Origin of the sequence: Allobosea lupini (genome assembly GCF_900109525.1) — a bacterium.
In the GTDB taxonomy this organism is placed as follows: domain Bacteria; phylum Pseudomonadota; class Alphaproteobacteria; order Rhizobiales; family Beijerinckiaceae; genus Allobosea; species Allobosea lupini.
Genome location: NZ_FOAN01000009.1, coordinates 148,167 through 174,893, shown reverse-complemented (window position 1 = coordinate 174,893; position 26,727 = coordinate 148,167). Strand labels below are relative to the sequence as shown.

Here is a 26,727-nt window from a genome sequence, read left to right as displayed (position 1 = left end):
CCGGAGTCTACTGGAGCATCCTTCGAGACGCCATTCCCAACGGAATGGCTCCTCAGGATAAGGACTCAGGGGAGTTTCCAAGCGGGTTCTCAGCACGCAGGGCCGACCTGCCTAACCGGAGTGGTTTGCCTGTGTTGCGCTATGATCGTCCAGCCGTCGGACTCGCCTTGGGCCTCTCGGGGCTCGCCGGCTTCGTCGACGCCCTCGGCTTCCTGAACATCGGCGGCTTCTTCGTCTCGTTCATGACCGGCAACACCACCCGCCTCGGCATCGAGCTGGTGGAAGGCCGCTTGGACGGCGTCCTGGTGGCCGGCATGATCATCCTTCTCTTCGTCTTCGGGGTGATCTGCGGCTCGCTCGTCGGCCATGTCGGCAAGCACCGGCGTCAGGCTGCCGTGCTCGCCTTCGTCACGCTGGCGCTGGCGCTTTCGGCCGGTCTCTACGGCGCCGGGCTGGCGATAGCCGCCGCCGGCACCCTCGCTCTGGCGATGGGTGCCGAGAACGCCGTCTTCCAGCGCGACGGCGAGGTCACGATCGGCCTGACCTACATGACCGGCACGCTCGTCAAGATGGGCCAGCGCCTCGCCGGCGCGCTGCTGGGCGGCCCCAAGCGCGCCTTCCTGCGCCATTTCGTGCTCTGGCTAAGCCTGCTCGCCGGCGCGCTGCTCGGCGCCTATGCCCACAGGCATGTCGGACTGGCGGCGATCTGGCTGGCGGCCATGGCAGCAGCCGTGTTCACCATCGTCGCCTTCTTTATGCCCAGTGAGGACTGAGCGATTAGATCCGTTCCATCGGGGACCTTTGCCTCGCGAATGGAATCAACCATGGTTCCGGTCCGACCAGCCGGAGCTCCGCTTATGCGCGTTGCCTTCTTCGCCGCCGCCCTCGGCCTCTCCCTCGCCGCCTGCCAAACGGCTGCTCCCCCGCCGGCACCCTCGCCCGAGCAGGCGCCGACCGGCGTCACGCCCAACACCTTCCGGATGCCGACCGGCTCGGGCTGCGCCGGCGAGGTCGACCGCTTCCAGGCGGTGATGGACAACGATTTGCAGACCGGCCACACCACCAAGGGCGTCCACACCCGCGTCAGCGCCGAGATCGACACGGCCCGAAAGAGCTGCGCTGCGGGCAACGATGCCGGTGCGACCTCCCAGATCCGCGCCACGCGAGCAAAGTTCGGCTATCCGGCCGGCTGATCCCTCTGCTCTCGGGGGAGAAGGAAGCTCAGGCCGCCAGCCCCCGCTTCTCTAGGAGCGCGTCCGGCGTCGGCAGACGGCCCCTGAACAGCGTATAAGCCTCGGCTGGATCGCGCGTGTCGCCGGCCGAGTAGATGTAGCGCTTGAGCTTGCCGGCGACTTCCGGGGCGAAGACGTTGCCCGCCTCGATGAAGGCGTTGAAGGCGTCGGCGTCCATCACCTCCGACCAGAGATAGCTGTAATAGCCGGCCGAATAGCCGTCGCCCGAGAACACATGCGAGAAATGCGGCGTGCGATGGCGCATGGTGATCTCGGCGGGCATGCCGATCCGCGCCAGCTCCTTCGCCTCGAAGGCGAGCGGATCGACCTCCGCCGGCGCCTCCAACGAGTGGAAGGCCAGATCGACCAGCGCCGAGGAGGTGTACTCCACCGTCGCGAAGCCCTGGTTGAAGGTCTGCGCCCGCTTGATCTTCTCGATCAGTTCGTCGGGGATCGGCTCGCCCGTTTCGGCATGCAGGCAGAAGCGCTGCATGACCTCCTTCGTCAGGAACCAGTGCTCGTAGAGCTGCGAGGGCAGTTCGACGAAATCGCGCGAGACCGAGGTGCCGGCAAGCGAGCCGTAATGCACGTCCGAAAGCAGGCCGTGCAGGGCATGGCCGAATTCGTGGAAGAGCGTGCGCGCATCGTCGATCGAGAGCAGCGCCGGCTTGCCTTCGGCCGGCTTGGCGAAGTTGCAGACATTGACGATGATGGGGCGGACCTCGCCGTCGAAATTGCGCTGGCCGCGGTAGGCGCTCATCCAGGCTCCCGAGCGCTTCGAGGCGCGGGCGAAATAATCGCCGAGGAAGAGGCCGATATGCCGGCCGGTGGCGGTCTCGCTCACCTCGAAGACGCGGACATCCGGGTGATAGCCCTTGAGGTCAGGGCGCTCGGCGAAGGAAAGCCCAAACAGCTTGCCGGCAGTGTCGAAGGCGGCGGCGATGATCCTGTCGAGCTGGAGATAGGGCTTCAGCACGGCCTCATCGAGCGCATAGGTCTTCTGCCGGACCTTCTCGGCGTAGAAGCGCCAGTCGGACGGGCGGATCGGCGCGTTCTCCCCTTCGCTCTGGGCGAGCGCGGCAAGATCGGCCGCCTCCTGCCCCGCGCGGGCGCGGGCCGGCTTCCAGACCAGCTCGAGCAGATTGCGCACGTTCTCCGGCGTCTTCGCCATGGAATCATCGAGCTTGAAATGGGCAAAGGTGGCAAAGCCGAGCAGCTTGGCCTTCTCGGCCCGGAGCTTGACCATCTCGGCGACGATGGCGCGGTTGTCGGTCTCGCCGCCATTCTCGCCGCGCTTGCTCCAGGCGCTGAAGGCCTGCTCGCGCAGCGCTGCCCTAGTCGAGAAGGTCAGGAAGGGCTCGATGATCGAGCGCGCCAGCGTCACCACATGCTTGCCCTCCTGGCCGCGATCGGCGGCAGCACGCGCCATCGCCGCGACGACGAAGGGCGGCAGGCCGTCGAGATCGGCTTCGTTCTCGATGATCAGCGCATAGCTGGCCTCGTCCTTGAGCAGGTTCTGGCCGAAGCTGGTGCCGAGGCCCGCCAATCGCTCGTTGATCGCAGCGAGCCTCGCCTTGGCCTCGCCTTCGAGCCTGGCGCCCGAGCGGATGAAGCCGCGATGCGTCCGCTCCAGCAGGCGAAGCTGCTCCTCGCTCAGCCCGAGAGTCTCGCGCGCCTCGAACACCGCATCGACGCGGGCGAAGAGCTCGGGATCCATCATGATCGCCGACCAGTGCCGCGACATCACCGGCGACATCTCCCGCTCGATCGCCTGCAGCGCCTCGTTGGTGTCGGCCCCAGCGAGATTATAGAACACGCCGCCGAGCCGGCTCATGCCACGGGCGGAGCGTTCGAGCGCCTCGATCGTATTGGCGAAGTTGGGCGCAGCCTTCTCGGCCTTGATCGCCTCGATCTCGGCCCGATGCTGCTCCAGCGCAGCCGGATAGGCCGCCTTGATGTGCTCGGGCGTGATCTCGGCGAACGGCGGCAGGCCGAACGGCGTCTCCCAGGCGCGCCCGAACGGGTTGCCGGTGGGCAGGGCAAGGACTTCGGACGCGATCATGGACTGGCCTTTCAGCATTGCTGCATCGATCGAATAGAGTGGTCGTCCCGGGCGGAGCGAAGCGAAGACCCGGTACCCATTCCTGAACCTCTCTTGGAAAGGCTCAGAATGGGTCCCGGATCGGCGCGGCTTCGCCGCTTGTCCGGGACGACCGAGATCCAGGAGGCGGATTACTCGCCCCCGAAGATATGGACGAGATAGGGCATCATGAAGGGCGGCATGTCATAAGCCGCGCAATCGGCGAGATTGCGGGCGATCACGATGTCGGACAGCTCCGGCTCGTCCTGCCGTGCGATCCGCGCCAGCATCATTTCACGCGCCTCGTCAGCCGGCAGGTCGATCGCGACCGGCCGCATGAAGGCCACTCGCCCTGGCACAATCACCGCGGTCCAGCGCTCCTCGACAGAAATCTCGTCGAGCGTCAGCCCGGTCTCCTCGCAGAGCTCGCGGGTGACGCTGCCGGCAAGATCGAGCGTGCCGTCGGGGCGGACATCTTCCCGGTCCGGCGTGCCGGCGGCGAAATAGACCTTGCCGGGGTTGGCGGTGTGGTCGCCCATCCTTCCGAGCAGGAAAGCCCCGTCGGCCGCCCTGAGCGCCGCCATGGCGAAGCCGTTGCGGATCGCCGGAGGCGGCAGTCCGAAATCGCGCCAGCTCATGAAAGCGGCGTAATCAGCTTCGAAATAGCCGGCATGGAACACACCACCCTCGATCGCCGCCCGATGCTGCAGCATGACGCGGCCGTTGAACATCGAGGGCTTGCCGGAGCTGATCGCAGCCCAATGCGCCGCGATCTCATCTGCGCGTTCGCGAGCGAAAGCCCAGTCGTAAGCTTCAACCTTCGCCTCGACGCGATCGAGCGCGACGATCTCGCCATCGAGTACACCATTCACAGCAGCACGCCCTCGCTCATCACCACCGCCGCGCCACCGATCGTCGCCGAGGCGAGCGCGCCGCCCGCGACCGTCAGCGTCAACTCGATCTGCGAGGGTCGGCCCATCTCGTAGCCCTGCTCGATAACGAAGCGGTGCGTGCCATCGCCCGGCTGGTCGAACGCCATGATCGCGCCGGCGAACGCGGCGACGGCCGAGCCGGTCGCCGGATCCTCGGTCACGCCGGCCTCCGGCCAGAACATGCGGGCGTGATAGTGATGCCCGGCCTCCTCCGTCTCGCGGCAATAGAGGAAGGCATTGCCGTTCTGGGCCGGCGCCATCACGCGTTCGAACGCTCCTGCGACGCGCGCCTTGGCAATCGCCTCGCGGCCGGAGACCGGCACCATCGTGTAGGCGACGCCAGCCGAGAACGCGCTCGGCCGATGTCCCTCGAAGCCGAGATCAACCGCGTCCAGCCCAAGCGCCTCCGCCAGCTCGGCAACAGCGATCGGCTGCGCGATCTGCTCCGGCAGCTTCGGCAGAGTGAAGGTGGCGCGGGCGCTCCGCGCATTGCCGAGCTCGATCATGCAGGGCACCAGCCCGACCTTCTCCTCCAGCACGAGCCTGTCCGCCGCCCGTCCCTCGGCCGCATCGCGCAGGGCCAGCAGCGCGGCGGTGCCGACCGTCGGATGGCCGGCGAAGGGCAGTTCCTGCCCCGGCGTGAAAATGCGGATCGCCGCGCGGTGGGCGGGGTTGGCCGGCGGCGCGACAAAAACCGTCTCCGACAGGTTGAACTCGCGGGCGATCGCCTGCATCGCCGCGCTGTTCAGTCCCTCGCTATCCAGCACCACGGCGAGCGGATTGCCCGCATGCGGTCTTGCCGTGAACACGTCGAGCGTGACGAAGCGGCGGCTCATGCGGTCTCCTTCGGGATCGTAAGCTCGATCGTCAGCGGGCAATGGTCGGAGGCCTTGGGCCGGTCCCAGCCGACGCGCGGATAGCGGTCGCAGGTCAAAGCGAGCTTCGCCATCGAGCGATCGGCCTCGCGCGGATCGAGCGGCACGCGGTACGGCAGGCCGCGCCGGATCAGCTGCATCGCCGGGTTCGGATTGGCCGCAGCGAGCGCCGGCGAGAGCAGGATATGGTCGAGCGGCATATGGCTGTCGATCAGCGCCTGGCGCTCCTCCGACCAGTAGCGCCGGAAATGCGTCCAGCGCTCATGCGGCGGCAGACTCTCCATCGGATCGACCGCGAAATCATCCAGCAGCGGCTCGATGCCGCTGTCACCTTCGTCGACCGGAGCGGCGAGCGGGCCGAGCCCGATGCGATAGCCGTTGAGATCACCGAGGATCGCCCAGTTCGCCTCGCGCCAGCCAGGACCGAACCAGTCCTTGATGATTGTCTTCACCGCCAGCGCTTCGGCTCGGCGGATCGGCAAGGTCGCCTGCCGGCCATCGTCGCGGCCATTGTTCATCGACTTGAAATGGCAGCCGAACAGGGTGAGCCGCCGGTCGCCGAAGTCGAGCTCGACCGCAAGGCAGTCGCGGGCGAAGACCTTGTCGCGCGGATTGATGCCGAAGGCGGCGATCCCGGGCGAGAACGCGTCAGCGTCCGCAAAGCTCATGCCCTTATAGGAGCGCACTGTGACCTGCGGCGGCTTCACCAGATCGCGCCGTGCGGCGAAGCCGATATCGATATTGCGCCGGTCATTGCCGTCGAGCAGGGTGAAATGGCCATAGCGATGGTCGGCGATGCGGTGGACGTAATTGGCGAAGAAGGCTTGCAGGCTCGCCAGCGAGTCGACCTCCTGCAGCATCCAGAGATCGGCATTGGCCTCGGCGATGGCGAGCGCCGTCATCTGGCGCTTGTCGTCCTCGAGCGCGACGGCGAGCGAGCGCTCGACCGCGTCGCGCTCGTCGGCGCGCGGGAAATGGAACAGCGACATCGCCGCCGCCGTCTCGGTCCGCCCGCCGGGCTCGAAGCGATGGCGCGTCAGCAGGTTCTCGACATTGAAGGTGCCGAGGCGCAGCTTCATCTCGTTCCGATCATGCGGCGAAAAGCGATGCCGCCCTATCCACCCGGCAGGAGCCGCCGTCAACTCGTCCCGAGCGCGTTCCCGGAGACCACCTTGCAGGATTGAGCGGTCTCCCGCGCGGTGAAGTTCCTGATATTCTCCCGCAGGAGGCTCATGCTGCAGCCCGAGCCGCTGACGTTGATGATCTGGCGGAAATGCACGCCCCGTCGATTGGTCCATTGTCGCGACAGCGCCGAACCGGTCCAGGCAAATTTCGCCTGCCGGCTCTCGCCGGCACCCTCGCGGTCGCCGATCGCTTCGTGCGATCCCTGATTGCCGACGCTGCCGCTCTTCAGATCATGCCGGTGGAAGATGCGCCCCTTCGACGAAACGTAGACGATCTCGGTCCAGGTCTGAGAAAAATTTCGTCCGTTACCCAGAAGGACGACTTCGCTGTACTGGGCGACGATCGATTTACCCTCCAGCGCCTCGAATGTCTGCGCCGAGGCCGAGAGCACAAATCCGCTCGCAATCAGCGCCGATACTGCAAGCATGCACTTCATGACAGGGCCTGTCCTCAACTCGCGAGACGAAGAGCCGGCAGGATAGGCTTTCGTCTCGCAGGAGTTCAAGTCTTCTCCGCGACAAAACTGACGCTCGGCGTGACGAACTCGTCCTGCGCCGCCACGGTCAGGATCTCGCGCGAGCCTGCCTCCTTGGTCCGCTTCAGCAGCCCGTAGATCGAGGAGGCCGCCTTGCCGAGCGCGCTCGCCGCCGAGCCGTCGCGCAGATAATGGACGAAGAACAGCGCCGCGATCGCATCGCCGGCACCATTGATGTTGATGTCGATTTTCGGCGTGCGCACCCGGTACGTCCCCTGCCCGTCCGCCGCCATCAGGTCGATCGAATCCGCCGGCGTCTCGTTGGTGATCAGCGAGGTCACCAGCACGACCTTCGGCCCGGCATCACGCAGCGCCTCGACGGCGCGATGGGCGTCGGCGAGCGTCCTGACCTCGACATCGGTGAGCAGTTCCAGCTCGAACTGGTTCGGCGTGACGATGTCGGCCGCCGGTACCGCCTGCTCGCGCATGAATTCGGGGATCCCCGGCCGGACGAAGACGCCGCGGCCGACGTCGCCGATCACCGGATCGCAGCAATACCTCGCCTTGGGATTCGCCTCGCGCACTCTTGCCACCGCCGAGAGGATGGCGTGGCCGATATCGGCCGAGCCCATATAGCCTGACAGCACGCCGTCGCATTTTTCGAGCACGCTGCGCTCGCCGATGCCCGTCATCAACTCGTCGATCGTCGCACCATCGAAGACCTGCCCCTTCCACGCGCCATAGCCGGTGTGGTTCGAGAACTGCACGGTGTGGATCGGCCAGACCTCGACGCCGAGCCGCTGCATCGGGAACACGGCAGAGGCATTGCCGACATGGCCATAGGCGACATGGGACTGGATCGAGAGGATGTTCATGAGGGTAGGCCAGCCTTCGACGAAACGACGCGGCGAACCTAAAGCAATTCCAGCAAAAGTGCGTAGCGGTTTTGCGGCCGGAATTGCGCGAAGACGGCAAGATGGCTGGCGGGGCCCGCGCCAATCGAAAGCGGTGATGGGAGCGATGACGAAAGCGCTCAGCTCACCGCAGCAGCCGTGATGCGCGCTACCCCGGCCGTATCGGTGAACTGCGCGAGACTGCGCACCTTTCCGTCCTCGAAACTCAGCAGATCGAGCGTCTGGAAAGTTTCGGTGCGGCCAGTCGGCACGAAGGTCACATCGGCCTGCCAGTGATAGGCGGCTCGGTCGCGTTCGACGACGACATCCAGCGTCTCGAAATTCGCAAATCTGAAAGCGCCGATGAACTCGGCCATCTGACCGCGCACCGCTACGCAGCCTTCCAGCGGCCGGCAGATAGCCTCGCGCTCCGCCGCTCCCATGAGCTGAAATCGGCAATCGGGATGGAAATAGGTCATCAACGCGTCGAGATCACCTTTTACCCGTGCGGCATAGGCCTTCTCGATCAAGCCCTTGATCTCGGAGCGCTCAGTCATCTGACCTCTCCTTGCGTCATCGGACACAGTCTCGCGCCGTAGAGACTGCAAGTCCAGCGTGCAGTTGCGCCGCTCTCAAATGGAGATGGCGCCGCTTTGCAGCGGCGCCAGCTTGGTCGGCGTCGCGCCGAAACGAGATCAGGAGCCTGCAGCCGCCTTCTTGGCGAACGAGTCGATGAAGGTCTTGGTCAGGTCGACATTGGAGTTCGTCAGCTCGGGGTCGAGCAGCTTGAGCGAGTCGTACATGCTCTTCATCGCATCGGCGGTCGGGATGCCGGTGCGCGAATAGCTCTCCTGCGAGTTCTTCACCGCCGTCAGGTAGAGCGGCTTGTCGCCGAGATGGTATTCCGCCGGGACGAGATCGGCGACATCCTCGGGCTTGGCCGTCTCCAGCCATTTCAGCGACTTCATCAGCGCGTTGACGAGTTTCTGTGTCGTCACCGGGTTCTTCTCGGCAAAGTCGTTCTTGAGATAGAGCACCGCAGCCGGATTCGAGCCGCCGAACAGCGCCTTGGTACCGGCCTCCGTGCGGGTGTCGATCAGCGAGACGATGTCGCCGTCCGATTCCAGCTTCGAGGTGACGGGGTCGAGATGCGAGATCACGTCGACCTGCTTCTGCTTGATCGCCGCGACGGCGCTCGCGCCGGCGCCGACGCCGATGATCGCGGCGTCGCTCGCCTTCAGGCCCGCCTTGACCATGGCGTACTGCGCGGTCAGCGCCGTCGAGGAGCCGGGCGCGGTGACGCCGATCTTCAGGCCCTTGAAATCGGCCGCGGACTTGACCTTGTCGGCAAGGTCCTTGCGTACCGCAATGGTGATCGCCGGGAAGCGCCCGAGCTCGATCACGGCGCGGATGTCCTGGCCCTTAGCCTGCATGCGGATGGTGTGCTCATAGGCGCCGGTGACGACGTCGACCGAGCCGCCGACCAGCGCCTGCAGCGACTTGGCGCCCCCGCCGAAATCGTTGATCTCGACGTCGAGCCCCTGCTCCTTGAAGAAGCCCTTCTTCTCCGCGACGGTCAGCGGGAGATAGTAGAGCAGCTGCTTGCCGCCGACGCCGAGCGTCAGCTTGGGCTTCTCGGCATTCTGGGCGAAGGCCGGCGAGAGGCCGAGGGCCGTGGTGACAGCGAGCGCGGCCAGCGCCGCACGACGAGTGAAAAACATCGGTTTCCTCCGGTTGAGCGATGACGCGCTTCGAAAAAGGCGCGATTTCGCGACGAAGATAGGCGCATTGCCGCAGGCGGGGCAAGCGCAGGCATGCCGATGCACAGCGCGCGCAGCCGGGGCCGATCGCCGCGGAAGCGACAGGAAAGATTCAAGGCTTGTTAAAGCCGGTCTTCCACACTGGCCGTCGCTGCAACTTCCGACGATGCCTCGACGACGGCTTTCGACCAGAACGGACGAAACAGGAGACGGTCATGGTGGACGCAGTAGCGGCCCGGACTGCGCCTTCCCCCTATGAGCTTCCGCAGAGCCCGCCGTCTGGCGTGCTGGCTCCGGATAGTGCGAGCTCTTCGTCTGCCACGGTGACCTCGGCAACGCCCGATCGGGACGATGCCGTCATCCTCGATCTGTCCGACCAGGCTCGCGCCGCCCTCGCCCAGGGCAGCACAAGCGGGCGGACACCAGGAGCCGGCGGGGACGACCCGGCCGAGCCGAGCTGGGTCGAAAAGCGCTTCAAGCTGATGACGGAGTACACGGCGCTCCAGCAGGAGCTCGTCTGGCTTAGCGACCGCGCGATGGCCAATGCGCTCGACGAGATGTTCCAGGGTGGCGCCGCAGCACAGGACGAGGGCGGCACGACGGACAAACAGGAGCAGTTCGACCGCGACATGCAGCGGCGCGAGGAGCTGATGCCGCGCTATGCCGAGCTGATACGGATGCTCGGAGCTTCGCCGGGCCAGAAGAGCACGGACGAATCGGGCTAGAGCATTTTCGAGCGAAGTGGACACCGGTTCGCGTGAAGAAAATGCGATAAAGCAAGGACTTAGAGCAATTTCGCGATTCAAAGAATTGCGGAAATGCTCTAACGGAAGATGCGGCTCGCATAGAGCGCGATGGCGAAGCTGGCGAGCGCGACGCCGAGCAGGATCCAGTTCGTTCCCGTCGGGTTTTCCAAAGCCGCGTTGGATGGGTCCTGCGGATCGTAATGCACCTCGACCGGCGAGCCGGCCGGATAGCGATCGGCGATGCCCTGCGCAAAACTCGCCGAGCCCGAGACCTCAAGGCCGAGCTTGACCTGCCGGCTGTGCAGGCGGTTGCCCTCGACGATGTAGGCGAATTCGACGACAGGGAGATAGGTCGTGTGCGTCTTGCCGTTCTGCGTCGAGCGGCGCTGCTCTACGGTGCTGGAGACGACCTCCCCGGCAGTGACCGGCCAGGCATTGGCGCGGGCGAGATAGCGCCGGTGGCCGACGAAGAACAGCAGCGCCGCGCCGCCGAACAGGCCGGCGAACAGCATCACCGGGACATCCGCATCCGGCATGCGCGCCTTGAGGACTTCGGCCCCCTCGGTCGCCACCCAGTAAAGCCCCCAGACGAGGAGCAAGACGACGAGCAGCGCGAGGCCGCAACCCTTGACCGCGCCCTTCGGCGCCTCGCGCTCCAGAACGGAGTCGCTGGGATCGGCCGGGTCGTAATGGACTGTCACGTTCCTGCCCGCCGGATAGCGCGCCAGCGCCTCCTGCGCATATTTGCCGCTGATGTCGCCAAGGCTGACCCGCGTGCCCTGATAGGTCACTCCGCCGACCGAGAAGGAGTAGGTCACGGCGGGAACGTTGACGACGGTCCCGATCTCGTTGCCCTCGGGCGGGCGCCGCACGGCCATCTGAGAGCGGATGATGCGCCCCGGCGCCTGCGACCAGCTGCTGGCACGCCGCACCTTGAGCATCGCATTGACGATCATGGCGGCGACCATCACCACCATCGGCAGCGCGATCAGCGCGATATTGCCCATGGTCGTTCCGGCGAAAGGCAGCCGTTCGACCCAGCTCTCCGGCAGCACCTCCACGATCACGAAGATCAGCGCCAGCGAGGCGACGACGGCTATCACCGCCCAGGTCGGCGGCTCGCCTCTAGCCTCGGCCGCCTTGGCAGGCGAGACCTTGGGCTGCCAAGCCAGCTTGCCCCGCCAGGTCTTGTCGCCGCCGAGATAGGCGACGAGTATCCGCTTCAGCGTCGGGGCATCGACCGTCTCGGCCGCATCGAACCGCGCCTTGCCCGAGTGGTAGGCCAACCGGAACCGACCTCTCCCTTCCAGCCCCGCTTCGACATAGCCGTCATCGTCGGAGAGGGTGATGAACCAGTCGGGATCGTTGCCGCGCTGGTCGACGGCGCGGGTTATGTCCTCGGCCGTCGGATCGGTCGTTATGCGATCGCAGACATCGAGTTCCATGATCGCCCCCGATGATGGAAGGGCGAGCATGGCGCTCGTTAAGGCCTTAAATCAAGTCACGCTGACCCTACGTCGTGGTGGTCGAGCTCTGGCCCGGCCGCCAGACCAGAAGCCGGTTCTCGACCAGCGTCACGATCGAATCGATCAGGATCACGAAGATCGCCAGGATGAGCATGCCCGAGAACACGCCGGTGACGTCGAAGACGCTCTCGGCCTCGTGGATCTTGTAGCCCAGTCCGGCCGAGGACCCGAGATATTCGCCGACCACCGCGCCGACCAGCGCGAAGCCGACCGAAGTGTGCAGCGAGGAGAACATCCAGGTCAGCGCCGAGGGCCAGTAGACATGGCGGAAGAGCTGGCGCTCGTTCATCCCCAGCATGCGGGCATTGGCCAGCACGGTCGGCGAGACCTCGCGCACGCCCTGGTAGACGTTGAAGAAGACGATGAAGAACACCAGCGTGAAGCCGAGCGCCACCTTCGACCAGATGCCGAGGCCGAACCAGAGCGCGAAGATCGGCGCCAGCACGACGCGCGGCAGTGCGTTCGCCGCCTTGATATAGGGATCGAACACCGCCGCCAGCAGTTCGTTCCGGGCGAAGGCGAAGCCGAAGAAGATGCCGGCCGCCGAGCCGATGACGAAAGCGAGCACCGTCTCGGTCAGGGTGATGCCGAGATGGTAGTAGATATCTGCCCCGGTCAGCTGCTTCCAGGTCCGGGCCAGCACGTCGGCCGGGGTCGAGAAGAAGAACTGCGTCGTCTTGATGTCGCCGAACAGGCTGGTGGTGGTGACGATGTGCCAGATCGTCAGGAAGACGATCATGACCAGGATCTGGAGCGAGAGGAGCTTGACGCGGTTCATGACGAGGCCCCCTCGACCAGTTCTTTGCCTTCGCCCATCGCATAGGCCTTCTGGACCTCGACCCTGAGCGAGGCCCAGATGTCGCGATGGATCTCGTGGAAGGCCTTCTCCAGCCTGATCTCGGCGATGTCGCGCGGCCGCGCCAGCGGCACGCGATAGTCGGCGACGATGCCGGCGGCGGGGCCGGCCGTCATCACCACGACCCGGTCGGAGAGCGCGATCGCCTCCTCCAGATCATGCGTCACGAAGATCAGCGCCTTCCGGTCCTTCGACCAGAGATCGAGCAGGAGATTGCCCATGATCTGCCGGGTCTGCGCGTCGAGCGGCCCGAAGGGCTCGTCCATCAGGAGGATCTCGGGATCGCGGATCAGCATCTGCGCGAGGGCCACGCGCTTGCGCTGGCCGCCGGAGAGCATGTGCGGATAGCGCTCGACGAAGGCGCGCAGGCCGACGCGCCCGAGCCAGTCGCGCGCCCGCTTGTCGGCTTCGGCATCCGAAACGCCCATCGGCTCCAGCGCGACCTTGACGTTGTCGAGCGCCGTCTTCCACGGCATCAGCGCGTCCTGCTGGAAGAGATAGCCGGCGCGGCGGTTGAGGCCGGACAGCGGCTGGCCGAAGATCGAAACCTTGCCGGCGGACGGCGTCAGCAGACCGGCGGCGGCATTGAGCAGGGTCGACTTGCCGCAGCCGGTCGGTCCGACCACCGAGACGAACTCGCCCGGCGCGACGGACAGGTCGATGCCCTTCACCGCCTGGTAGCGGCTGCCGCCCTTGAGATGGAAGGTGATGTCGATGCCGGCGAGCTTGACCGCCGGCTGTTCCGCTGCCGCGCCCCTATCGCCGGGCGGGCTGACCTTGGACTCCATGGATATCCCATCCCCTGCCGTCGCCAGCCTTCCGGCGCGCGGCTTATTTCCGTTCGTCGCGAACACTAGGCAATCAACCCGCGAAGGCAACCCGCCCCGCCAGCCTGCTAACTGGTAGCGAAAAAGCGACGCTTCTGCTCTATCGCTCCCGGTATCGTTCGCGCCGGCTTCAGGAGAATCGCCAGCCCATGCCCCAGCTTGAGCAATGGATGCACGAGCTTGTCGCGTTCATGCGCGTCAACCAGTACTGGGCGGCGCCGATCGTCTTCTTCATCGCCTTCGCCGAATGCGTCGCGATCCTGTCCTGGCTGGTGCCGGCGACAGTGTTCTTCACCGCTTTCGGCGCGATCGCCGGCGCCTCCGGCCTCAACCTCGTGCCGCTCTCGCTTGCGGCAGCGCTCGGCGCGGCCTCGGGCTTCTGGATTTCTTACTGGGTCGGCCTCGTCCTCGGCCCGCGCGTCAATGACCACTGGCCGATCCGCAACAACCCGGCCCTGCTTCAGCGTGGCCACGACTTCTTCGAGAAATGGGGCGTGCTCGGCGTCGCCATCGGCCATTTCTTCGGACCCATCCGGGCGGTGATCGCGCTCGTCGCCGGCATCGTGAAGATGCCGTTCTGGCCCTTCCAGATCGCGAACTTCGCTGCGTCCTTCGCCTGGGGCTTCGGCCTGATCTACGGCGCCGGTCGCTTCTCCGAATACATGATGCAATTCACTGGCAAATAAGGCCGCGCCAATCGCGGCGAAAACCCGGCGAGGAGCATAACGCCAGCTGAACGCTCGCCTCAGATCGCGTTCAGCCGCCCCGGCCGAAAGTCCAGCCATCGCGCCTGGACCGGATCCTCCGGTCCGTAACCGGCGCGGCGGCGCGGACGGCCCGGCATCCGCGCAGCTCCAGCTTCCCCGGGCAGGGCTTACAGGAGTCCACGCCATGACGATGTCTCGTTTCGCTATCGGCCTCGCCGCGCTCGCGCTCGCCGCCGGCCCGGCCCTCGCACAGACCGCGACCCAGCCCACCACCCCGGCCAAGCCGGCTGCGCCCGTGACGACGCCCGCCACACCGGCCGCCCCCGCGGCGAAACCGGCCGCGCCGACCACCCAGGCCCAGACCAAGAAGGTCAATATCAACACCGCCAGCGCCGCCGAGCTCGAGCAGCTCAAGGGCATCGGCGAGGCCCGCTCCAAGAAGATCGTCGAGGAGCGCGGCAAGGCGAAGTTCAAGAACTTCGACGATCTGGTGAAGCGCAGCGTGCTGCCCTCGAACGTCGAGGCCGAGATCAAGGATCACGTCACCTTCTGATCCCCCTCAAGCAAAAAAAGAGCCGGCCGCTCTCGCGGCCGGCTCTGCCGTTTCCGGGCGGGCTAGATGCCATCGCCCTGCGCCTGCGAGGCATCAGCCTCCCGCAGGGCCTGGGCACAGTCGTCGCAGCAGACCTCGACGGTATTGCCGCTGATCGTGACCTTGATCGGGGTTTCGTCGAGTTCGCAATCGCAGGCTGCGCAGGTTCCGCTCATGGCCTTCCTCCTTCTCGGGGGCCGCTCATTCGGCCGCCCTGAGAAGGACCATCCGGCCGCCCTCCGCGCTGTCGGATTCTTTAGCGATCCGCTCGGGTGAAACCGAGGTTCCGGCGCTCAGGCCGCGCAGCGCCTGATCCACGCTTTCCCCACCCGCAAGACCGCGCCGCTCCTCGACGCGCAGCGAGATGATGCCGGTCGGGTTGCCGAAGAACGGCGCCGCCGTGGCGTCGCGCAGATCGCTGTCGCGCAGTCCGAGATCGCGCAGATCGCGTTCGCTCATGTCGCAGAGGGTGCGGTAGTCGCGGCGCGACTGCAGCCAATTGTCGAGCGCGCCGAGAATGCGGCCAAGCACGTCGAACATCGCGAGCACAGGCTTGGCCGATCCGATGATGAAGCTGATCATGACCTGTCTCCGTCGTTGTGAGACGGAACAGGACACCCTCTGGCTGTCAGCCGCTGTCAGAATCTTTCGCGATCAGTGACAGCGTCTGTCAGCGGAGATTGAGGGAGCGCTGGAACTCCGCCGGCGTGCGGCCATAGGCCTGCCGGAACGCGGCGCTGAAATGGCTGTGGCTGGAGAAACCGAGCTCGAGCCCGAGCTGGGTCAGGTCGTCAGAACCGCCGAGCAGGTCGAGCGCCCGCGCCAGCCGCAGGCGCAAGTGGTAGCGATAGAGCGGCACGGCCTCGACCTGGGCGAAGACCTGCGTGAGATAGACCGGGGAGACCCCGACCTCCGAGGCGATCTCGGCCAATGTCCAGCGCCGAGCGAGATCGGAGGCCATTACCACCTTGGCCCGGTCGACGAGCTTGCGCCGCCCGGCAGAAGCGCCGGCAGTATGCGAGGTCCGTTCGCCCAAGGCACGCCGCACCAGCGTCAACGCCAGCGTCTCCGCTTCGAGCGGCTCGGAAATGCCGCGCTGCAGGCTGTGCCGCAGCAGGGCGACGAGCACCTGTGCGCGCGGGTCGATCCGGCGGCGCTGTATCAGGAAGGAGGCCGCCCCCTTGCGCAACAGCTCTGCCGGCGCGAGTTCGTCCAGAATGCCTTGGCTGAGGCGCAAATCGAGGCAGGCATCGCCGCCAGCAACGGGGTGGCTGACCTGGTAGCCCTCATGCGGATTGAAGAGCAGGACCTGATTGCTCTCCGCGACCGCGTCGTCACGCCCGACATGGCGGACGAAGATGCCGCGATAGGGGAAGACGAGATGGGTGGCGTGCGCACATTCCTCGCCGCTGCGATGCCGGCACTCGCCGGAGCAGACGACGTCGCGCACAAGCACGATCTCGCTGTCGAGAAGCCTGCTCACCGAGAACTGCGACATGCCTGCCTTCCGCGGTGCGCTCAAGACGAGCCAGCCGGGCCAGGCTGAGTTGGCTTAGCCCTGCCGACTCTAGCGCCATCGCGAACTACAACACGCCGAAGACGATCATTGTCAGCAGTGCGAACGAGGCGCCCAGCGCCAGATGTGCGAGCTTGAACTGAAACCCCTGGGACGCAGGCATCGACCGGATCGGTGTCATCATCGCCTCCATCTGTTCAGCTTGGTCTGTTTCGTCAGTGAATGCTTTCGCCGAAATTGGCGCTCGCTCTGTTAGGCCCACACCCCCGCGACGATCCAGCCGACCACCGCGAGCGCCAGGCCTGCGACCAGGACAACCAGCACTGGCCGGTCGAGGAAGCCCTGCCTCGCCTCCACCGGGGTCTCGACCGCCGGGTCGGCGCTGGAATGGACATCCGCCCGCATCGGCGGAATCGGATCGCCACCCTGCTCAGGAATGCGCGCTTCGCGCGCCTTGACGTCGTCTTGCATGACCGCCTCCATTTGCTCCTTCGCCATCAGCCTCCGACGGCGCGGATGAGCACGCTCGCCAGCAGCGTGACGGCGAGAAATCCACCCAGGAGCAGGATCGGCAGCTGATCCTCCCACGAGACAGGCTTGGCGACATCGGCCAGCCCGTGCCGGGCATGGCGTTGATGCAGCCGTTCGATCGCCCTCTCTCTCAGTTCGTCCTGGCCGGTCATCGCACGCTCCTGCATGTATTGACTGGAGCATCAACGTCTAGCGCGGGGGCCGGTTCCCAAGCCGGGTTCCCTCAACGCGAAACGGGCGCCCGTCGAGGCGCCCGTTCCCTTTCAATTTCAAGCGACTGCAAGCTTTTCCGGAATCAGCTTGCCATCGCGTTGAATCGCGATGCGAAGTCCAGCGCTCGCCTCAGTTCTTGGTCTTGTCGACCTGAGCCTTGGCCTTGATCCCAAAGGCCCGGCGGCAGCCGGGCCGTCGCGAAATCAGGAAGCGTGGATCAACCCTCAGTTCTTGGTCTTGTCGACCAGGGCCTTGGCCTTGATCCACGGCATCATGTCGCGCAGCTTGGCGCCAACTTCCTCGATCGGATGGGCGGCGTAGCGCGCGCGGGTCGCCTTGAACGAGGTCTGGTTGACCTTGTTCTCCAGCATCCAGTCGCGGGTGAACTTGCCCGACTGGATGTCGCTGAGCACGCGCTTCATCTCGGCCTTGGTCTCGGCGGTGATGATGCGCGGGCCGGTGACGTACTCGCCATATTCGGCCGTGTTCGAGATCGAGTAGTTCATGTTGGCGATGCCGCCCTCATAGATGAGGTCGACGATCAGCTTCACTTCGTGCAGGCACTCGAAATAGGCCATCTCGGGAGCGTAGCCGGCCTCGGTCAGCGTCTCGTAGCCGGCCTTGATCAGCTCGACCAGGCCGCCGCAGAGCACGACCTGCTCGCCGAACAGGTCGGTCTCGCACTCTTCCTTGAAGGTGGTCTCGATGATGCCGGCGCGGCCGCCGCCATTGGCCGAAGCGTAGGACAGGCCGAGGTCATGGGCGTTGCCGGTCGCGTCCTGATGGATCGCGATCAGGGTCGGCACGCCGCCGCCGCGCTGATACTCGGAGCGGACGGTGTGGCCCGGGCCCTTCGGCGCGACCATCAGCACGTCGAGGTCCTTGCGCGGCTCGATCAGGTTGAAATGGACGTTGAGGCCGTGCGCGAACAGGAGGGCGGCGCCCTCCTTCATGTTGGCATGCAGCTCGTCGCGATAGATGTCGCCCTGCAGCTCGTCCGGGGTCAGCATCATCATGATGTCGGAGACCTTGGCGGCCTCGGACGGGGTCATGACCTTGAAGCCGGCTTCTTCGGCCTTCTTGCGGGTGGCCGAGCCGGCCTTCAGTGCGATGATGACGTCCTTGACGCCTGAATCGCGCAGGTTGAGCGCATGGGCATGGCCTTGGCTGCCGTAGCCGACGATGCAGACCTTCTTGCCCTTGATCAGGTTGATGTCGGCGTCGCGATCGTAATAAACGCGCATTGGATGCGTCCTTCCTTGGGTTGATCTCTAGGTTTCAGGCTTTCGGTACGGCACCCTGCCGTCCGTGAAGGGCGAGGAACTGGTCGGTGGCCCGGGCCGCGTCGCGCTGGATCTCGGCCTTGCCGGAGGCGAGCGCATCGCCCAGCAGCAGCCTGATCTGGACGTCGCGGCCAACCAGGCCGAAGAAGGTGCGGAACGCCGTTTCCGCGTCATCGAAATCGAGCAGCCCGGCGGCGCGACCGGCTTCCAGAACCGGCTTCAAACGCTCGCCGATGGCGAAGCGCCCGTTCGCCAGCACGATGCCGCCGAGATTGCTCTTGCCCGAGGCGGCATGGCCGATGGCGGCGCGGTTGAGCGCGATCGAGGTCTGGCTTGTGATCACGCTCAGCCAGTTTTCGGCGAAGTCCCGCAGGCTCTTGCGCAGCGTCGCCGCGTCGAGCGCCTGGCGGTCGTAATTGTCGGCGCGGACCTTCGAGGCCTGCCATTGCACGGTCGCGGTCAGCAGCCCGTCGCGGTCACCGAACCATTTGTACAGCGTCTCCTTCGAGCAGCTCGCGCGCCGCGCCACTGCGGTCATGGTCAGCTGGTCGCCCTGCTCCACCATCAGTGCCAGCACGGCGTCGAGCACGGCCTGCTGCCGCTCGCTCAGCGCCTCGCCTTGGCTATGGGTCGCGGTGTCGTTCATCGCTCTGGAGAGTACCGTACGTTACGGTTCTGGCGTCTACCGCACGGCTTGCCGGGGCGCAAGGGCACGCCGGAGAAATTTCATCGCCACTTGTGCTGTCAGGGCACCTATATCTTCCCCGCAAGACAGCCTCGCCGGAGCCTACGATGCCACAGACGACCCCACCTGAAGCCGCCGAGGTCCTCGCCTTCTGGCGGGAGGCCGGCCCGGACAAATGGTTCGCCAAGGACGAGAACTTCGACGCCGAGATCGCCCGGCGCTTCCGGCCTTTGGTCGATGCCGCAGCGCGCGGCAGGCTTTCGGATTGGGAGGACAGCCCGGAGGGCGTCTATGCGTTGCTGATCCTGCTCGACCAGTTCCCGCGCAATCTCAATCGCGGCTCGGCCCACGCCTTCGCCGCAGACCCGCTGGCCCGCGAGGTTGCCAGCCGGGCGATCGCGCGCGGCTTCGACGAGGCCTTCGAGAATCCGGAGCGGCGCTTTTTCTACATGCCGTTCATGCACTCCGAGGACCTTGCGGACCAGGAGCGCTGCGTGGCCCTAAGCAAGGCTTCGGGCGATGACGACTCGGTCAAATACGCGGTCATCCATCGCGACATCATCCGCGATTTCGGCCGCTTCCCGCACCGCAACGCCGTCCTTGGCCGAGAAAGCTCGGCCGAGGAGCAGCGCTTCCTCGATGATGGCGGCTTCAGCGGCTGATCAGTCTCGTGTTGCCCTTCGATGAGCCTCGGCCAGTTCGACCATGCTCTTGAAATGGAAGTCGACCTTCGGCTGGTTCGCGGGGATCTGCGTCGCGCCGCTCCCAGCCATGCCGAAGCGCCGGTCGATCCAGGCACGCGCCAGCCCGGCCCGCTCGGCCGGGACATGATCATGGAACAGGCTCTGCGCGGTGTGCAGGACATCGCCGGGCTTCAGGCCGAGATCGGTGTCCAGATGCGCCAGCAGATGGGCGAAGTTGCGCGGGTCGGGCTTGTAGGAGCCGATATCCTCGGCAGTGTAGATCGCGTCGAAGGTCACGCCGAGCTTGCGGTTGCTGGCCGCGAAGCTCGTCCGATCGACATTGGAGAGGATGACGAGCTTGTAGTGGCGCTTGAGATAGGCGAGCGCCTCGGCGGAATCCGGAAAGGCCGGCCAGTCCGGCACCGAGCCGCCGAAGCGCTCGTTGAGATCGGCGTGGATATGGACGCCCAGATCCTTGGCGAGCCGGGCATGGACGGCGGCGAGCAATGTCGAATAGCGCAGCGACGGCCCCGCCTCCTCCAGCTCAGTCTCAAGCGTGCCGAAACGCGCCAGCGCCTCCTCTCGGTCGAGCTTCAGCTGGCCGGCGCTGATCAATGGCTGCAGCGCGTTCCAGATCCCGGTTTCCCAGTCGATCAGCGTGCCGTAGCAGTCGAAGGTCAGAACCTTGAAATCGGTGAGTTTCATCGCGGGTGATCCTCATGGGTGCGGAGCTGCATCGACCATAGCGAGCGCCCGCACCGCCGTGATGAGGCGAAGCTCCGAACGATTTGACCGAAGCTGCGCTTATCGGCTCCGACCCGCGGCGCGGAACTCCGACGGCGTCAGGCCGAAGCGCCGCCTGAACTGCCGGTTGAAGGACGAGGCGTTCTGGTAGCCGAGACCGTAGGCGATCTCCGAGATCGGCAGCGCTGTCATGACCAGCAGCTCGGCGGCTTCGTCGAACAGCCTGGTCAGTTGCGCCTGCTTTGGCGACTGCCCCGTGGTCGCGCGGAACAGCGCATGGAACCGGCTCTGGCCGAGGCCCGCGGTCCGCGCCATCTCCGCGACGCTCCCTGCCCCGTCAGAGTGCGCGACCTCGATGACCCGGCCCTCCGCCCGCGACAACGGCCGAGGCATGGCACTCGGCGCAACCAGTTGCAGCCCAGCCATGGCCATTTGAGCCGCATCGCTCGGCCGGCAAGTCCCGGCCTCGACCTCGGCGCCCAGCTGGCGGAACATCCGCCACAGCCAGGGCTCGACCCGCGTCAGCGACGGCACGGGGTGGCGCAGCAGCGCCGGCTCGGCCTCGCCGGCGAAGGCTCCCGCCTCGACATCGAGGATGAGCATGCTGCAATCAGCCGTCGGCTCGAAATCGTGCTCGTGCTCGCGCGGGATGATCGCAACACATTGGCTCGACACGACGCTGCGATGCCCCTCGACATCGAGCCGCATCGCGCCCTGCATCGGCAGCAGGATCTGGCTGTAGTCGTGGCGGTGGCGGTCGCCGCCGCGATAGCTGCGGAGTTCGAGGTGGATGGACATCACCTGCTCAGGCGCAAGAGAGCATCATGCAGCCCATTTTGCCGCCGATCGGCGCAGGCGATCAAGAGCCTCAGCCGCCCGCCGCCTGCTGCGCCGCGATCCGCTGCAGAAAGATCGCCGCCACCGTCAGCACGAAGCCGGCCCACCACAGCGGCGAACGCAGGCTCTTGCCCGAGCCGAGCGGCTCGGCCTCGGCCTGGCCGGTCAGGCGCCGGTAGATCGGCCAGGCGAAACAGGCGAAGCCGATGCCGCCAAGGCCGAGCGAGATTTCATTCAGTCCGATCGTCACCGCTCAGCCCTCTCCCCGGCCAGCGCCGGACGATCGCTTTCAGCAGCAATCGCGGGCTCCTTCAACCCCAGCCGCCCCAACGGATCGCCGATCAAGCCGGCGACCAGCAGCGCCAGCATCCGGTCGATGCCGGGCAGCCGCGCCAAAGGCGGAACCACCCTGTCGCGGATCAATGGCAGCACGGTGCTGTCAGACTGGTAGAACGGCGTGAACATCCGGCTCGCGGCCTGATAGAGCCGGACATGCCAGCGGCGAAGTTCGGCATAACGGAGCAGCGCGGCGTCGAGATCGCCGGCCTGGTCGAGCGCCACCGCCAGCGCATGGGCGTCGAGCAGGGCCATGTTCGCCCCCTGCCCCAGCTGCGGGCTGGTCGAATGCGCGGCGTCGCCGATGAAGGCGATCCGCCGGCCACGAGGCAGCGGCAGCGTCTGGTGGCGATAGCTCGCGAAGGTCAGCTGCTCCGGCGCAACGATATGCGCGAGCAGCGGCGCGGTCGCCGGCCAGATCCGCTCGACCTCGGCTTTCCAGGCCGCCAGCCCGGCGCTGCGCCAGGCATCGAGCGCATCGGCCTTCAGGCTCCAGAACAGCGCCGCCTGCGGCTCTAGCTCCTCACCATGCCGTCCGACCGGCAGCACGCCGACCATCACGCTGGCGCAGCGATAGCGCTGTTCGAGCGCGTGACGATCGAAGTCGGTCCCGGCGAGCGGCACATTGGCCCAGAGTGCGCCATAGCTCAGCGGCGTGCGGGTCACAGGGCGAGCGGCATGGGCGAGCAGGGCTGAGCGCGTTCCTGACGCATCGACGACGAGATCGAACGGCCCGAGGCGGCGACCGCCCGCGGCGATCAACGAGACCTTGCCGCCAGGGGAAGCATCAATGTCGCCGACCTCGACCCCGGTCTCGATCGCGACAGTTCGCTTCTGCACGGAAGCGAACAGCGTCTCGAACAGCGCCGCGCGGTGGATGCCGACGCCGAAGCGCTCGCGCTTCAGCGCGGCGTAGCGCACATCGAGCACCACCGAGTCCGTGGTGGCATTCAGACCGAACAACCGATCGATCCGGCTGCCAGTGGCGATCAGCGGCGCGGCCAGGCCGAGTTCGTTCAGAACGGCGAGCCCGCTCGGCTGCAGGATCAGGCCGGAGCCGAGCGGCTGCGGCTCGTTGAAGCGCTCGACCAGCGTGACGGTGTGGCCGACCCGTTCGAGCAGCAGCGCGGCCGCCAACCCGGCGGTTCCGCACCCAATGATCGCGATCGAAAGGCTGCGACTCATGCCGCAACCAATCTAGCGAGCTACATCGCCTCCGCGCCGCGGCTCATCGCCGCGATGCCGGTGCGCGAGACTTCCGTGAGGCCGACCACCGTCATCAGTTTGATGAAGCGCTCGATCTCGTCGGTCGCGCCGGTGAGCTCGAAGACGAAGGAGGTCAGCGTCGCGTCGAGCGTGCGCGCGCCGAAGGACGCAGCGAGTCGCATCGCCTCGACGCGGTAGTCGCCCTTGCCGACGACCTTGACCAGGCAGAGCTCGCGCTCGATCGCCTCGCCCTGCAGGGTGAGATCGACGACGCGATGCACCGGCACCAGCCGGTCGAGATGCGCCTTGATCTGGTCGATCACGTTCGCCGTGCCGGAGGTGACGACGGTGATGCGCGAGAGATGCTTCTCGTGCTCGGTCTCGGAGACGGTGAGGCTCTCGATGTTGTAGCCGCGGCCGGAGAACAGCCCGGCGATGCGCGCGAGAACGCCCGGCTCGTTGTCGACGATCACCGCCAGGGTGTGGCGGGCGATCGGCTGGGCGGTCGGGGCGGTCGGATAATGCGTCGTGTTCATGTCTGGGCTCGGCTTCGGCTGAGATTTGGACGGAAATCGGTGAGGATCGGTTCGTCGAGCTCGTCGACGGCTACGATCCACGGCTCGGCCAGAGCGGCCTCGCGCCAGGCCTGGAAGCCAGCGGTGCCCTGTACCGCCTCGACATAGGCGGCGCTGACCGGATCAAGCGCGATCGAATAAGTGGTGAAGCGGCTCGCCACCGGCGCGAACATCGCATCGGCAGCACTGAATTCCCCGAACAGGAAATCGCCGCCGGCACCGAAACGCTGGCGCGCATCGCGCCAGATCTCGGTGATGCGCGCGATGTCGGCCGCGACCGCCTCACCGCGATCGCGCGCCGGATGCACCCAGGCGAGGTTCATCGGGCAGGCGCCGCGCAAGGCGCCGAAGCTGGAGTGCATCTCGGCGCAGATCGAGCGCGCCAACGCACGCGCCGACCTGTCGCGCGGCCAGATCGGCAATTCCGGATGCGTCTCGGCAATGTATTCGATGATGGCGAGCGAATCCCAGACCGCGATCGCTCCATCGACCAGCGAGGGAACCTTGCGGGCGGGGGTGTACTCGGCGACCGTGCGCTTCCAGCCGGGATCGTCCATGGTCGGCCCGAATGGGATCAGGATCTCCTCGAACGGGATGCCGAACTGCTTGAGGACAAGCCAGGGCCGCAGCGACCAGGACGAGTGAGTCTTGTTGGCGATGATCAGCTTCACGCCGCCTGCTCCATCGCCAGCGTGAAGTCGAGCGCAGCCTCGACATGCAGCGCCGTGGTGTCGAAGGCCGGGAGGTCGAAATCGGCCTGCGAGACCAGGAGTCCGATCTCGGTGCAGCCGAGGATGACGCCATCGGCGCCCTGCTCCCGCACCGCCCGCGCGACGATCTCGCGATAGCGCGCCTTCGAGGCCGGCAGGACCACTCCGCGGCAGAGCTCCTCATAGATGATGCGGTGGACATCGGTCCGCTCGGCATCGTCGGGCACCAGCGTCTCGACGCCAAAGGCGCCGAGCCGGTCGCGATAGAAACGCTGCTCCATGGTGAAGCGCGTCGCCAGCAGCAGCGGACGGCGCGAGGCGGTCTTGCGGATCGCCTTGGCGGTGACGTCGGCGAGATGCAGGAAGGGCAGGTTCGTCGCCTGGGTGATGTGGTCGGCGAGCTTGTGCATGGTGTTGGTTGCCAGAACGATGCAGACGGCCCCGCCCTGCTCGAGCCGGCGGGCGCTCGACGCCATCGCCGCCCCGGCGCGGTCCCAGTCCCCCTTCGCCTGCATTTCGGCGATCGGCGAGAAGTCGACCGAGTGCAGCAGGACATCGGCCGAGTGAAGCCCGCCCTGGCGCGCCCGCACGCCCTCGTTCAGCAGCCGGTAATAGACCGCCGTCGATTCCCAGCTCATCCCGCCGATCAGGCCGATGGTCGCCATGTGGTCTTTCCCTGCCGTTTCGAGAGCCGTCATTCTCGGGCGAAGCGAAGCGCAGACCCGAGAATCTCCTGACGAAGAGGCGCCGGCCGGCGCCTCCTCCTGCTCGAGATGCTCGGGTCAAGCCCGAGCATGACGATGCCCGATCAAACGAGCTGCTTGCCCTTGGCGTCGATGATCTCGCCGGTATCGCCCTCGAAATCGGGCAGGATCATCTCGTTATGCGCCTTGCCCGACGGGATCATCGGGAAGCAGTTCTCTTCCTTCGCCACCAGGCAGTCGAAGATCACCGGCCCGGGCGTCTCGATCATCTGCATGATCGCGGCATCGAGATCGTTCGGATCGGAGCAGCGGATGCCGTGCCCGCCATAGGCCTCCGCCAATTTGACGAAGTCCGGCAGCGAGGCCGAGTAGCTCTCCGAGTAGCGCCCGCCATGCAGCAGTTCCTGCCACTGGCGCACCATGCCCATGTACTCGTTGTTGAGGATGAAGACCTTGACCGGCAGCCGGTACTGCACCGCCGTCGACATCTCCTGCATGTTCATCAGGATGGAGGCCTCGCCGGCGACGTCGATGACGAGCGCGTCGCGATGCTTCATCTGCACGCCGATCGCCGCCGGCAGACCGTAGCCCATGGTGCCGAGCCCGCCTGAGGTCATCCAGCGGTTCGGTTCCTGGAAGCGCAGATACTGCGCCGCCCACATCTGGTGCTGGCCGACTTCGGTGGTGAAATAGGTGTTGCGGTCCTTGGTCAGCTCATGGAGCCGCTCGAGCGCGTATTGCGGCTTGATCACCGAGCCGGACTGCTTGTAGCCGAGGCTGTTGCGCGCTCGCCAGCCGTTGATCTGCGTCCACCAGGCGGTGAGCGCGGTCTTGTCGATCTGCGGCGAGGTCTCGCGCCAGATCCGGACCATGTCCTCGAGCACATGGGCGCAGTCGCCGATGATGCCGATGTCGACCTTGACGTTCTTGTTGATCGACGACGGGTCGATGTCGATGTGGATCTTCTTGGAATGCGGCGAGAAGGCGTCGAGCCTCCCCGTGATCCGGTCGTCGAAGCGCGCGCCGATGTTGATCATGACGTCGCAGTCATGCATGGCGAGGTTCGCCTCGTAGGTGCCGTGCATGCCGAGCATGCCGAGCCACTGCTTGTCGGCGGCCGGGAAGGCGCCCAGTCCCATCAGGGTCGAGGTCACCGGATAGCCGGTCAGCCGGGCCAGCTCGCGCAGCAGCGCCGAGGCGTGCGGGCCGGCATTGATGACGCCGCCACCGGTATAGAAGATCGGCTTCTTCGCCTTGGCGATCAGCTCGACCGCGGCCTTGATCTTGTTCAGGTCGCCCTTCACCACCGGCCGATAGGTCTTGTGCTGGTTGTCGCGCGGGCGGCTGTAGGCGCCGGACGCGAACTGGATGTCCTTGGGGATGTCGATCACGACCGGACCCGGCCGGCCATTGGCCGCGACAAAAAACGCCTCGTGCAGGATGCGCGGCAGGTCCGCGATGCTCTTCACCAGGTAATTGTGCTTGGTGCAGGAGCGGGTGATGCCGACCGTGTCGCATTCCTGGAAGGCGTCCGAGCCGATCAGATGCGTCGGGACCTGGCCGGTGATGACGACGAGCGGGATCGAGTCGAGCAGTGCGTCGGTCAGGCCGGTGACGGCGTTGGTCGCGCCGGGGCCCGAGGTGACGAGCACGCAGCCGACCTTGCCCGGCGCCGAGCGGGCATAGCCCTCGGCGGCGTGGACGGCGCCCTGCTCGTGGCGGACGAGCACGTGCTTGACCTTGTCCTGCTGGAAGATCGCATCGTAGATCGGCAGCACCGCGCCGCCGGGATAGCCGAAGAGATGCTCCACGCCCTGGTCCTGGAGGGCGCGAACGACCATCTCGGCGCCGGTCATCATCTCGCTCATAACGGTCTCCTGCGGAGGTCTGTCTGTCTGTCGGTATCGGTCGGAAAAAGGCAATAAAAAAGGCCCTCGGAGGGGCCTGGGCGTGCGCTGGCGTCGGGGACGCCCGGTTGTTGAACCGGCCCCTACCAGCGCACCTGTACGATAATAAGC

General features: G+C 66.1%; 32 protein-coding genes. 6 read left to right on the top strand and 26 right to left on the bottom strand.

Features of this window, described 5'->3' with window-relative positions; translation table 11 throughout:
• The first annotated feature begins 131 nt into the window (after window positions 1-131).
• Window positions 132-773, top strand: a complete 642-nt coding sequence (locus BMZ21_RS23975) for a YoaK family protein (protein ID WP_244543985.1) — start codon at window positions 132-134, stop codon at window positions 771-773.
• A gap of 84 nt (window positions 774-857) precedes the next feature.
• A complete protein-coding gene (locus BMZ21_RS23970; RefSeq protein WP_091840652.1) occupies window positions 858-1,193 on the top strand; it encodes a hypothetical protein in 336 nt (111 codons plus the stop codon).
• Window positions 1,194-1,221: 28 nt separating this feature from the next.
• Here BMZ21_RS23970 and BMZ21_RS23965 read toward each other — a convergent pair whose 3' ends face one another.
• The 8 genes from BMZ21_RS23965 to BMZ21_RS23930 all read right to left on the bottom strand — a co-directional run bounded on the left by BMZ21_RS23965 (window position 1,222) and on the right by BMZ21_RS23930 (window position 9,393).
• A complete protein-coding gene (locus BMZ21_RS23965) occupies window positions 1,222-3,294 on the bottom strand; it encodes a M3 family metallopeptidase (RefSeq protein ID WP_091840775.1) in 2,073 nt (690 codons plus the stop codon).
• A 170-nt stretch (window positions 3,295-3,464) separates the two neighbouring features.
• The gene (locus tag BMZ21_RS23960; protein ID WP_244543984.1) at window positions 3,465-4,184 is read right to left on the bottom strand and encodes an NUDIX hydrolase; all 720 of its coding nucleotides are present in this window, start codon (window positions 4,182-4,184) and stop codon (window positions 3,465-3,467) included.
• Complete coding sequence (locus BMZ21_RS23955; protein WP_091840649.1) at window positions 4,181-5,080, bottom strand: PhzF family phenazine biosynthesis protein; 900 nt, start codon at window positions 5,078-5,080, stop codon at window positions 4,181-4,183. Before BMZ21_RS23955 ends, BMZ21_RS23960 begins: the two co-directional genes overlap by 4 nt.
• On the bottom strand, window positions 5,077-6,198 hold the full coding sequence (locus tag BMZ21_RS23950; RefSeq protein WP_091840647.1) for an endonuclease/exonuclease/phosphatase family protein: 1,122 nt from the start codon (window positions 6,196-6,198) through the stop codon (window positions 5,077-5,079). Before BMZ21_RS23950 ends, BMZ21_RS23955 begins: the two co-directional genes overlap by 4 nt.
• Window positions 6,199-6,257: 59 nt before the next feature.
• On the bottom strand, window positions 6,258-6,809 hold the full coding sequence (locus tag BMZ21_RS23945; protein WP_143079782.1) for a hypothetical protein: 552 nt from the start codon (window positions 6,807-6,809) through the stop codon (window positions 6,258-6,260).
• Window positions 6,806-7,654: a pyridoxal kinase PdxY gene (pdxY, locus tag BMZ21_RS23940; protein ID WP_091840641.1), complete on the bottom strand. Its 849-nt coding sequence runs from the start codon at window positions 7,652-7,654 to the stop codon at window positions 6,806-6,808. Before pdxY ends, BMZ21_RS23945 begins: the two co-directional genes overlap by 4 nt.
• A gap of 158 nt (window positions 7,655-7,812) precedes the next feature.
• Entirely contained in the window at window positions 7,813-8,229 is a 417-nt protein-coding gene (locus tag BMZ21_RS23935) for a nuclear transport factor 2 family protein (protein WP_091840638.1), read from the bottom strand.
• 138 nt (window positions 8,230-8,367) lie between these two features.
• Window positions 8,368-9,393: an ABC transporter substrate-binding protein gene (locus tag BMZ21_RS23930; protein WP_091840635.1), complete on the bottom strand. Its 1,026-nt coding sequence runs from the start codon at window positions 9,391-9,393 to the stop codon at window positions 8,368-8,370.
• Between the two features lie 254 nt (window positions 9,394-9,647).
• Between BMZ21_RS23930 and BMZ21_RS23925 the strand changes: the two genes are divergently transcribed.
• Complete coding sequence (locus BMZ21_RS23925) at window positions 9,648-10,157, top strand: hypothetical protein (protein ID WP_143079781.1); 510 nt, start codon at window positions 9,648-9,650, stop codon at window positions 10,155-10,157.
• Window positions 10,158-10,255: 98 nt separating this feature from the next.
• Here the strand turns inward: BMZ21_RS23925 and BMZ21_RS23920 are convergent, their stop codons facing one another.
• Genes BMZ21_RS23920 through BMZ21_RS23910 form a run of 3 tightly spaced genes read right to left on the bottom strand, consistent with a single transcriptional unit; the run spans window position 10,256 to window position 13,348 of the window.
• Complete coding sequence (locus BMZ21_RS23920) at window positions 10,256-11,653, bottom strand: DUF3592 domain-containing protein (RefSeq protein WP_091840629.1); 1,398 nt, start codon at window positions 11,651-11,653, stop codon at window positions 10,256-10,258.
• A gap of 37 nt (window positions 11,654-11,690) precedes the next feature.
• On the bottom strand, window positions 11,691-12,482 hold the full coding sequence (locus tag BMZ21_RS23915) for an ABC transporter permease (RefSeq protein ID WP_091840627.1): 792 nt from the start codon (window positions 12,480-12,482) through the stop codon (window positions 11,691-11,693).
• Complete coding sequence (locus tag BMZ21_RS23910; RefSeq protein ID WP_091840624.1) at window positions 12,479-13,348, bottom strand: ABC transporter ATP-binding protein; 870 nt, start codon at window positions 13,346-13,348, stop codon at window positions 12,479-12,481. Before BMZ21_RS23910 ends, BMZ21_RS23915 begins: the two co-directional genes overlap by 4 nt.
• A gap of 188 nt (window positions 13,349-13,536) precedes the next feature.
• On the opposite strand from BMZ21_RS23910, the gene BMZ21_RS23905 reads away from it, so the two are divergent.
• Both BMZ21_RS23905 and BMZ21_RS23900 read left to right on the top strand, forming a co-directional pair.
• The gene (locus BMZ21_RS23905) at window positions 13,537-14,073 is read left to right on the top strand and encodes a DedA family protein (protein ID WP_091840621.1); all 537 of its coding nucleotides are present in this window, start codon (window positions 13,537-13,539) and stop codon (window positions 14,071-14,073) included.
• A 205-nt stretch (window positions 14,074-14,278) separates the two neighbouring features.
• Window positions 14,279-14,647, top strand: a complete 369-nt coding sequence (locus tag BMZ21_RS23900; protein ID WP_091840619.1) for a ComEA family DNA-binding protein — start codon at window positions 14,279-14,281, stop codon at window positions 14,645-14,647.
• Between the two features lie 62 nt (window positions 14,648-14,709).
• Here BMZ21_RS23900 and BMZ21_RS30475 read toward each other — a convergent pair whose 3' ends face one another.
• The 7 genes from BMZ21_RS30475 to BMZ21_RS23870 all read right to left on the bottom strand — a co-directional run bounded on the left by BMZ21_RS30475 (window position 14,710) and on the right by BMZ21_RS23870 (window position 18,875).
• Window positions 14,710-14,862: a hypothetical protein gene (locus tag BMZ21_RS30475; protein ID WP_167561728.1), complete on the bottom strand. Its 153-nt coding sequence runs from the start codon at window positions 14,860-14,862 to the stop codon at window positions 14,710-14,712.
• Between the two features lie 25 nt (window positions 14,863-14,887).
• Window positions 14,888-15,268 (bottom strand): DUF1127 domain-containing protein, encoded by a 381-nt coding sequence (locus tag BMZ21_RS23895; protein WP_091840617.1) that lies wholly within the window; start codon window positions 15,266-15,268, stop codon window positions 14,888-14,890.
• A gap of 88 nt (window positions 15,269-15,356) precedes the next feature.
• Window positions 15,357-16,184 carry a helix-turn-helix transcriptional regulator gene (locus BMZ21_RS23890; protein ID WP_091840615.1) on the bottom strand — a complete coding sequence of 276 codons (828 nt, stop codon included), beginning with the start codon at window positions 16,182-16,184 and terminating at the stop codon, window positions 15,357-15,359.
• 270 nt (window positions 16,185-16,454) lie between these two features.
• The gene (locus tag BMZ21_RS23885) at window positions 16,455-16,673 is read right to left on the bottom strand and encodes a hypothetical protein (protein WP_143079780.1); all 219 of its coding nucleotides are present in this window, start codon (window positions 16,671-16,673) and stop codon (window positions 16,455-16,457) included.
• Between the two features lie 26 nt (window positions 16,674-16,699).
• A complete protein-coding gene (locus tag BMZ21_RS23880) occupies window positions 16,700-16,885 on the bottom strand; it encodes a hypothetical protein (RefSeq protein ID WP_091840610.1) in 186 nt (61 codons plus the stop codon).
• 285 nt (window positions 16,886-17,170) lie between these two features.
• On the bottom strand, window positions 17,171-18,190 hold the full coding sequence (gene ilvC, locus BMZ21_RS23875; protein ID WP_091840607.1) for a ketol-acid reductoisomerase: 1,020 nt from the start codon (window positions 18,188-18,190) through the stop codon (window positions 17,171-17,173).
• A 34-nt stretch (window positions 18,191-18,224) separates the two neighbouring features.
• A complete protein-coding gene (locus tag BMZ21_RS23870; RefSeq protein ID WP_091840605.1) occupies window positions 18,225-18,875 on the bottom strand; it encodes a TetR/AcrR family transcriptional regulator C-terminal domain-containing protein in 651 nt (216 codons plus the stop codon).
• Between the two features lie 146 nt (window positions 18,876-19,021).
• Here BMZ21_RS23870 and BMZ21_RS23865 point away from each other — a divergent pair, with 146 nt between their 5' ends.
• Complete coding sequence (locus tag BMZ21_RS23865) at window positions 19,022-19,576, top strand: DUF924 family protein (protein ID WP_091840602.1); 555 nt, start codon at window positions 19,022-19,024, stop codon at window positions 19,574-19,576.
• On the opposite strand, the gene BMZ21_RS23860 is transcribed toward BMZ21_RS23865, so the two are convergent.
• The 8 genes from BMZ21_RS23860 to BMZ21_RS23825 all read right to left on the bottom strand — a co-directional run bounded on the left by BMZ21_RS23860 (window position 19,577) and on the right by BMZ21_RS23825 (window position 26,577).
• A complete protein-coding gene (locus tag BMZ21_RS23860) occupies window positions 19,577-20,302 on the bottom strand; it encodes a haloacid dehalogenase type II (protein WP_091840601.1) in 726 nt (241 codons plus the stop codon).
• A 99-nt stretch (window positions 20,303-20,401) separates the two neighbouring features.
• The gene (locus BMZ21_RS23855) at window positions 20,402-21,139 is read right to left on the bottom strand and encodes a helix-turn-helix domain-containing protein (protein ID WP_091840598.1); all 738 of its coding nucleotides are present in this window, start codon (window positions 21,137-21,139) and stop codon (window positions 20,402-20,404) included.
• 70 nt (window positions 21,140-21,209) lie between these two features.
• Complete coding sequence (locus BMZ21_RS23850) at window positions 21,210-21,428, bottom strand: hypothetical protein (RefSeq protein ID WP_091840596.1); 219 nt, start codon at window positions 21,426-21,428, stop codon at window positions 21,210-21,212.
• Window positions 21,425-22,699, bottom strand: coding sequence for an FAD-dependent oxidoreductase (locus BMZ21_RS23845; protein WP_091840593.1), 1,275 nt, complete (start codon window positions 22,697-22,699; stop codon window positions 21,425-21,427). Before BMZ21_RS23845 ends, BMZ21_RS23850 begins: the two co-directional genes overlap by 4 nt.
• Before the next feature lie 20 nt (window positions 22,700-22,719).
• A complete protein-coding gene (gene ilvN / locus BMZ21_RS23840) occupies window positions 22,720-23,256 on the bottom strand; it encodes an acetolactate synthase small subunit (protein ID WP_091840591.1) in 537 nt (178 codons plus the stop codon).
• The gene (locus tag BMZ21_RS23835; RefSeq protein ID WP_091840588.1) at window positions 23,253-23,966 is read right to left on the bottom strand and encodes a glutathione S-transferase family protein; all 714 of its coding nucleotides are present in this window, start codon (window positions 23,964-23,966) and stop codon (window positions 23,253-23,255) included. Before BMZ21_RS23835 ends, ilvN begins: the two co-directional genes overlap by 4 nt.
• A complete protein-coding gene (locus BMZ21_RS23830; RefSeq protein ID WP_091840584.1) occupies window positions 23,963-24,670 on the bottom strand; it encodes an aspartate/glutamate racemase family protein in 708 nt (235 codons plus the stop codon). Before BMZ21_RS23830 ends, BMZ21_RS23835 begins: the two co-directional genes overlap by 4 nt.
• A 143-nt stretch (window positions 24,671-24,813) precedes the next feature.
• Window positions 24,814-26,577 (bottom strand): acetolactate synthase 3 large subunit, encoded by a 1,764-nt coding sequence (locus BMZ21_RS23825; protein WP_091840581.1) that lies wholly within the window; start codon window positions 26,575-26,577, stop codon window positions 24,814-24,816.
• Between the last annotated feature and the right edge of the window lie 150 nt (window positions 26,578-26,727).